This window comes from Leucobacter sp. Ag1 (assembly GCF_000980875.1).
Lineage (GTDB): Bacteria > Actinomycetota > Actinomycetes > Actinomycetales > Microbacteriaceae > Leucobacter > Leucobacter iarius.
This window is the reverse complement of the sequence record NZ_LAYO01000070.1, coordinates 23,353-30,264: the sequence shown is the minus strand read 5'-3', so window position 1 is coordinate 30,264 and position 6,912 is coordinate 23,353. Positions and strand designations below refer to the sequence as shown.

Sequence of the window (6,912 nt, the reverse complement as noted above, 5' to 3'; positions counted from 1 at the left end):
GCCCGACAGCTCGTGCGGGTACGCGCGGAACGCGCGCTCGGGATCCGGCAGGTGCACGCGGTCCAGCAGCGCGAGCGCCCGCGCGCGCAGTGCGCCGCGCCCCGCGCGGATCCGCTGCTCGGCGTCGCGCGCCCGCAGCGCCTCGACCAGGTGGGTGCCGATCCGGGTCAGCGGATCGAGCGCCGTCTGGGGGTCCTGGAACACCATCCCCGCGCGGCCGCCGGCCTCCACCGAGCCCGCCGAGACGCGCGTGCCCCCGGGCAGCAGTCCGAGCACCGCGCGCAGGGTCAGGCTCTTGCCGGAGCCGGAGGCGCCGACGATGCCGAGGGCCTCGCCCGGCGCCACCGCGAGATCCACCCCGTCGACGAGCGCGCGCGGGTCCCGCTCGTCGGTCTCGACGACGAGCCCGCTGATCGCGACGGCTCCGTTCGGCAGGGACCCCGCCGGCGGCGATTCGGCACGCGTCGTGGCCCTCATCGCTTCACCCGCCAGGCGTCGCCGAGCCCGTCGGCGACGAGGGAGAGCGCGACGCCCGTGAGCACCACGGCGAGCCCCGGGCCCACCCCGAGCCACCAGTTGGTCGTGATGAACGGCTGCGCCTCGGCGAGCATAGCCCCCCAGTCGGGCGTCGGCGGACGCACCCCGAGCCCCAGGTAGCCGAGCGTGACGATCGCGACCATGATCAGCACGATCTCGGTCATGAGCAGCACGATCGCCTGCGGCAGCGCGTTCGGCAGCAGGTGGCGCAGGATCACGCGGGCGTGAGACAGCCCGCCCCCGCGAGCGGCGCGCACCCAGCCCGCGTCGCGCATCGAGGCGGCGAGCGCGCGGATCACGCGCGCGTAGCCGGTCCAGCCGACCAGCGCGAAGGCGACGACGATCCCGAACTCGCCCGCGCCGAGCGCGAAGACCAGGGCGATCACGATGATGTAGAACGGGAAGGCGATGACGGTGTCGACGAGGCGCGAGAGGGTCCAGTCGACCGCGCCGCCGAAGTATCCCGAGAGCAGCCCGACGGCGATGCCGATGACGAAGGGGGCGAGTGCCGCGGTCACCGCGATCCGCAGATCGGTCTGCGCCGCGTGCAGGATCCGCGAGAGCACGTCGCGGCCGAGCTCGTCCGTGCCGAGCCAGTGCGCGGGCGACGGCGGGAGCAGGCCCGCGGTGAGATCCTGCGCGGTCGGCGGGTAAGGGGCGATCACGGGAGCCAGGATCGCGACGAGCACGAGGAGCAGCGCAAGACCGGTCCCGATCGCGAGGGTGCGGGATCGGCGGGCTCGGCTCCAGAAGGTGCTGCGCGCGGCGGTGCGCGGTGCCGGTGCGGTCGCGGTCATCGGGCGCTCCCCCGTCGCAGGCGCGGATCGAGGATCCCCAGCAGCGCGTCGGCCGCGATGCCGACGAGCACCACGAGCACGGCGCAGTAGAGCGCGATGCCCTGCACCACCGGGAAGTCGCGGCTGCCGATCGAGGTGAACAGCAGCATGCCGATCCCGTTGATCGCGAACACCTTCTCGATCACGAGCGTGCCGCCGATGAGGGTCGCCGCGTTCACGCTGAGCAGAGCGAGCGTCGGCAGCGCCCCGCCGCGCATGATGTGCCGGGTCCAGATGCGGAACTCGGGGATGCGCGCGGCGCGCAGCGTCGTCACGAAGTCGGCCGTGACCACCTCGAGCAGCTGCGCGCGCAGCGAGCGGATGAGGGGCGGCACGAGGCTCAGCGACACCGCGAGCGCCGGCAGGATCAGGCTGCGAAGCGGCTCGCCCGCGCCGGTGCCGACGCCGCCCACGGGGAACCAGCCCAGGTGCACGGCGAACACGATGATGAGCAGCAGGCCGACCCAGAACATCGGCATGCCGAGCCCGATGGCCGGGATCACGCGCACCGCGTGATCGATCGCCCCGTTCGGCCGCCGCGCCGCGGCGAGCGCGAGCGGCACCGTGATGAGCACGGCGAAGAGCAGGGCGAGGGCGACGATGCCGAGACTGATGGGCGCGCGCTCGAGGATCAGGTCGCGCGTCGACGTCCCGGAGACGAGCGAGGGGCCCGTGTCGCCCTGCGTGAGGAGTCGTCCGAGGAAGTCGCCGAACTGCTGCCAGAGCGGGAGGTCGAGGCCGAGCTGCTCGTGCAGCGCGGCGACCGCCTGTGGCGTGGCCCGCTCGCCCAGGATCATCTGGGCGGGATCGCCGGGCACGAGTCGCAGCAGGAAGAACACGCCGACGACGACCCCGAGCATCACCGGGAGCACCGTGCCCAGCGTGCGCAGGGTCGCGAGGCCGATCCTGCGCACGCTGCTCATGCGTCCTATTCCATCATCTCCGTCGGGCGGGCGAGCCCGGCACCGTCATCCTGCGCGAGCACCGTCATCCTGCGCGAGCTTGCGAGTCGCAGGATCCTGCGACTCCTCCGTCGCGCAGGATGACGAAGGCCACCGGCGCCTACTTCGAGATCCAGGCGTCCTGGAACCGGATGCTGCCGTTCGGGCGCACGACCAGGCCCTGCACCTTCGCGGTCGTCGCCTTGAGGTTGCTCGGGTAGAACAGCGGGATGTAGGGCACCTGCTGCGCGAGGATCTGCTGGATCTCGACGTAGATCTTCTTGCGGGCATCACCGTCTGGGGTGGTGCGCCCCTCGTGCATCAGCTCGGTGACCTTCGCGTCGGTGTAGTGGGTCCAGTACGACTTGCTGAAGCCCTCGGGATCGGCCTGGAAGGTGACGAGCCCGTTCGGATCGGGTGCGTCGGACTGGCCGCTGTTGATCATGAAGTCGAACTTGTACGCCTTGAACCGCTCGCGGAACGCGGCGAGGTCGATCTGCTCGATCTTGACCGTGATCCCGATCTTCGCGAGCGCCTCCTGCACGATCTGCGCGATCTGGGCGCGCTGCGAGTTGCCGCTCGCGATCAGCAGTGTGGTCTCGAAGCCCTTCGGGTACTTCGACTTCGCGAGCTCCGCCTTCGCCGCCTCGGTATCGAAGCCGAGCGCGATGCTCTTCTCGGTGTCGGCCGAGTACTCGATGGTGGGCGGGATGAGGCTGTTCGCGACCTCGGCGGTGCCGAACGTGGTCGCCTTCGTGATGCCGTCGCGGTCGAGCGCGTGGGCGATGGCGCGGCGCACGTGCTCGTCGGCGAAGCGGGGATCCTGCGTGTTGAAGAACAGCTGCTCGATCTCCCAGGAGCCGGTCTTCACGAGCTTCGTAGCGGATCCGGACCCGAGCTGCTTCGCGGCGGAGGCCGGCACGTCCTCGATCGCGTCGATCTGACCGGCGGTCAGCTGCTGCTGCAGCTGGGTGTCATCGGGCACGACGGTGTAGACGAGCTTGTCGAGGTGGGGCTTGCCCGACTGCCAGTAGTGGGTGTTCTTGGCGAAGACGAGGTCGCCGTTCGGATCCCAGGACTCGACCGCGAAGGGGCCGGTGCCGACCGGTTTCTTGAAGAACTCGGCCTCGGTCTTCCCCCCGAAATCCTTCGGGAAGATGCCGTTGGCGAAGCCGGAGAGCTCCGAGAGGAACGGGGTGTACGCCTGCTTCAGCGTGATGACGACGGTGTTCTTCGCGGCATCGCCCGAGCCCGGTTCGATCGAGGCGATGGGCGCTTCGAGCGGCAGCGGTCCGCCGACCTTCAGGTGGCGCTGCAGCGAGAACACGACGTCGGCCGGGGTCATCGCGGTGCCGTCCGAGAACTTCACGCCGGAGCGCAGGGTGAAGGTGTACACGAGGCCGGCCTGGTCGATCTCGTACTTCTCGGCGAGCCAGGGCACGATCTTGCCCGTCTCGTCGAACGACATGAGCGGTTCGAACACCTGGTCGATCGCGAAGGCGTTGTTCGCGGTGATCTGCTGGTTCAGGTCGAGCGAGTCGACGGCGGCGGCGCGGCCGAGCTTCAACTGGCCGCCCGACACGGGCGACGCCGCGGCGTCGCCCGATCCGCTGCCACCGCTCGCGGGGGCGCAGCCGGCGAGCAGCAGCGCTGCGGCAAGGGTGGCGGCGGTCGCGGCGGCGAAGCGCTGCGCGCGGCCGGTGCGGGATCGCTTGGGGATCACGGTGGTCCTCATTCTCGAGTGTGCGGTGCGGGTGGAAAAGGCGGGGGCGGGCGGCGGCCCGCGATCACGGGTCCAGGTCGGCGGCCCGGGGCAGGATCGTGCGTCCGCCCAGGATCACGGCGTCGACCGCCGACGGGTCGCCGATCGCGTCGCGGTTCGCGGGGTCCGACGGGTCGACGTTCAGCAGGACGGCGTCGGCGATCTCGCCCGGGGCGATCCGGCCGCTCGGTGCCGGGGAACCGGGTCCGGCGGCCGCGGCGAGCAGTTCCGCGCCCGTGCGGGTCGCGGCGACGAGCGCGTCCTCGGGGGTGAGTCCCGCTTCGACGAGCGCCGCGAACTCTCGCAGCGCCGTGCGGTGCTGCTCCGGGGTGCCGGAATCGCTGCCGAGCGCGATGCGGAGTCCCGCGTCGCGGGCGGTGCGCACGGCGCCCGGGTGCGCGGCGACGGCCTCGTCGACGCGCGGACCGAAGGTCGCGGGGAGTTCACCGGCATCGATCATGCCGCGGACCTGGCGGTAGATGCGGAGCGTCGGCACGAGCACGAGCCCCCGCTCGGCGGCGCGGGCCGCCTGCGCGGCGGTGAGGAACATGCCGTGTTCGATGCTCGCGGCACCCGCCTCGATCGCGTGGTCGACGGCCACCCCGCCCCAGGCGTGCACCATGACGCCCGCACCGGCCTGCACGGCGAGCTGGACCGCGGCGGTCGTCTCCTCGAGCGAGAACACCGGATCGAGCCGCGAGCCCTGCGGCGACGCGACGCCGGCCGTGCCAACGAGCTTGATCCACCGGGCGCCGGCCGCGAGCGCGGCCTCGGCCGCGCGCTCGACACCGCCTGCCGCATCGGCGGCCTCGCGGTCGATCAGCACCTCCGCGGTCTGCACGCGCGGAAGCGTGTCGGCCTCGGTCGCCCGGAGCGCGGCGGAGCGGAGCCCGCCGGCGTCGCGCACGCTCGTCGTGCCGCGCAGCAACATCTCGCGCAGGGCACGGCGCGTCAGCTCGCCGGCCTCCGCTTCGGGGATCGCGTCCCGGTCCGCGGCGTCGAACGCCTGCCAGGCGGCGTGGGTGTGCGCGTCGACCAGGCCGGGGATCAGCCAGCGGCCGGAGCCGTCGATCATCGCGGCGTCGGCAGCGGCGTCGGCACCGGCCGACGGTTCCCCGGGAGCCCCGGCGGTGTCGACGAACCGGCCGTCGCGCCAGGCGATGTCGACGGGCGCGCCGAACCGACCGTGCTCGTCGAGCACGCGCGCGTTCGCCACCCCGCCTTGGTTCATGGTCACACGCTACCTCGACCGACAGTCATGGACCATTCCGGTGATTCCCCGCTGAACCACAACGTAAACTAGAGGGGTGACCGGCCTCGATACTCCCCCCAGCACCCCCGCTTCCTCGCCCGCGGATCCCGCGAAGGCGATCCTGACGACGCTGCGCGGCGTGCTGCACCTCATCGCCATCGTGATCGTGACCGCGTGGGGCTTCATCGGCTGGCCGCTGCCCTTCCCGGGCATCCTCACCGGCATCGGGTTCCTGGCCCTCGCGGTGCTCCTCTGGGCACTGTTCCTGTCACCCCGACCCGTGCTGCGCACCGACCGCTTCGGCGAGGCGCTCGTCGAGCTCCTGCTCTTCGCCGGTGCCGCGGCCGCACTGCTCGTCATGGGCGTGCACTGGGGCTGGGCCCTCGGCTTCGGCGTGGTCGCCGTGGCCGTCGGCTACATCGCCGCGTCGCGCAAGCGCTGAGGCTTCACCGGAGCCCGCGGAATAGCCCGCGCCCGCCCGGCGTTCTTCCGGGCATGAACGATGCACGCACGCACTCCGTGGTCCTTGGCCTCGACACCTTCGGCGACGTCACCCGCTCGGCCGACGGCGAGCGCACCTCGCACGCCCAGGTGATCCGCGACGTCGTCGAGCAGGCCGTGCTCGCCGACCGCCTCGGCGTCGACGCCATCACACTCGGCGAGCACCACCGCGACGACTTCGCGATCAGCTCGCCCGAGATGGTGCTCGCGACGATCGCGGGCCGCACCGAGCGGATCCAGCTCGGCACGGGCGTCACCGTGCTCTCGAGCGACGACCCGGTGCGGGTCTACGAGCGCTTCGCGACGCTCGACGCGCTCAGCAACGGGCGCTCCGAGGTGATCCTCGGTCGCGGCTCCTTCACCGAGTCGTTCCCGCTGTTCGGCTACGACCTGGCCGACTACGAGACCCTCTTCAGTGAGAAGCTCGAGCTCTTCGCGCGCCTGCGCGGCGAGGGCCCCGTCACCTGGTCGGGCCGCCACCGCACCGCGCTCGTCGACCAGGAGGTGTTCCCGAAGACGGAGCAGCCGGACGGCGTGCGCGCCTGGATCGGCGTCGGCGGCAGCCCGCACTCGGTGCTGCGATCGGTGCAGGTCGGGATCCCCATGATGCTCGCGATCATCGGCGGCGACCCCGCGCGGTTCCTGCCGTTCGCGAACCTCTACCGGCAGACGCAGGACGAGCTCGGCCGCGAACCGATGCCGCTCGGCGTGCACTCCCCCGGCCACATCGGCGCGAGCGACGCCGAGGCGCGCGACGAGCTGTGGGAGCACTGGGCCGACAACCGCAACCGCATCGGCCGCGAGCGCGGCTGGCCCGAAGCCCGGCGCGAGGAGTTCGAGGCGGAAGCCGACTCGGGTTCGCTCTACGTGGGTTCGGCCGAGACCGTCGCGCAGCGCATCGCGCGCACGGTGCGTACCCTGGACGCCGACCGTTTCGACCTCAAGTACGCGAGCGGAACCATGCCGCACGAGCAGCTGATGGCCTCGATCGAGCGCTACGGCCGCGACGTGATCCCGCGGGTGCGGGAGCTGCTCGCCGACTAGCAGCAGGGGATCCCGCCCGCACGGATTCGCTCCGACCGG

Annotated in this window: 7 protein-coding genes; 2 read left to right on the top strand and 5 right to left on the bottom strand. The window is 72.0% G+C overall.

Annotated features, from left to right (window positions below; genetic code table 11):
* From XM48_RS03170 to XM48_RS03150, 5 genes are all read right to left on the bottom strand, one after another.
* Positions 1-477, bottom strand: a 477-nt coding sequence (locus XM48_RS03170; RefSeq protein ID WP_046454333.1) for an ATP-binding cassette domain-containing protein, incomplete at its 3' end; no start/stop codon positions are given.
* Positions 474-1,334, bottom strand: a complete 861-nt coding sequence (locus tag XM48_RS03165; RefSeq protein ID WP_046454332.1) for an ABC transporter permease — start codon at positions 1,332-1,334, stop codon at positions 474-476. The genes XM48_RS03165 and XM48_RS03170, both read right to left, overlap by 4 nt.
* Positions 1,331-2,296, bottom strand: coding sequence for an ABC transporter permease (locus XM48_RS03160; protein ID WP_046454331.1), 966 nt, complete (start codon positions 2,294-2,296; stop codon positions 1,331-1,333). The genes XM48_RS03165 and XM48_RS03160 overlap by 4 nt, the downstream gene beginning before the upstream one ends.
* 139 nt (positions 2,297-2,435) lie before the next feature.
* Entirely contained in the window at positions 2,436-4,049 is a 1,614-nt protein-coding gene (locus XM48_RS03155) for an ABC transporter substrate-binding protein (protein WP_084820929.1), read from the bottom strand.
* A 52-nt stretch (positions 4,050-4,101) separates the two neighbouring features.
* The gene (locus tag XM48_RS03150; RefSeq protein ID WP_046454340.1) at positions 4,102-5,307 is read right to left on the bottom strand and encodes an amidohydrolase family protein; all 1,206 of its coding nucleotides are present in this window, start codon (positions 5,305-5,307) and stop codon (positions 4,102-4,104) included.
* A 76-nt stretch (positions 5,308-5,383) separates the two neighbouring features.
* On the opposite strand from XM48_RS03150, the gene XM48_RS03145 reads away from it, so the two are divergent.
* Together XM48_RS03145 and XM48_RS03140 are read left to right on the top strand one after the other, a co-directional pair.
* Positions 5,384-5,770, top strand: coding sequence for a DUF2568 domain-containing protein (locus XM48_RS03145; protein ID WP_156174914.1), 387 nt, complete (start codon positions 5,384-5,386; stop codon positions 5,768-5,770).
* 53 nt (positions 5,771-5,823) lie between these two features.
* Complete coding sequence (locus XM48_RS03140; protein ID WP_046454330.1) at positions 5,824-6,873, top strand: Atu2307/SP_0267 family LLM class monooxygenase; 1,050 nt, start codon at positions 5,824-5,826, stop codon at positions 6,871-6,873.
* Positions 6,874-6,912: the final 39 nt, after the last annotated feature.

Coding starts and splice junctions, on each gene's coding strand:
- XM48_RS03165 (WP_046454332.1), bottom strand. CDS start 1,334: ATGACCGCGACCGCACCGGCACCGCGCACCGCCGCGCGCAGCACCTTC.
- XM48_RS03160 (WP_046454331.1), bottom strand. CDS start 2,296: ATGAGCAGCGTGCGCAGGATCGGCCTCGCGACCCTGCGCACGCTGGGC.
- XM48_RS03155 (WP_084820929.1), bottom strand. CDS start 4,049: ATGAGGACCACCGTGATCCCCAAGCGATCCCGCACCGGCCGCGCGCAG.
- XM48_RS03150 (WP_046454340.1), bottom strand. CDS start 5,307: ATGAACCAAGGCGGGGTGGCGAACGCGCGCGTGCTCGACGAGCACGGT.
- XM48_RS03140 (WP_046454330.1), top strand. CDS start 5,824: ATGAACGATGCACGCACGCACTCCGTGGTCCTTGGCCTCGACACCTTC.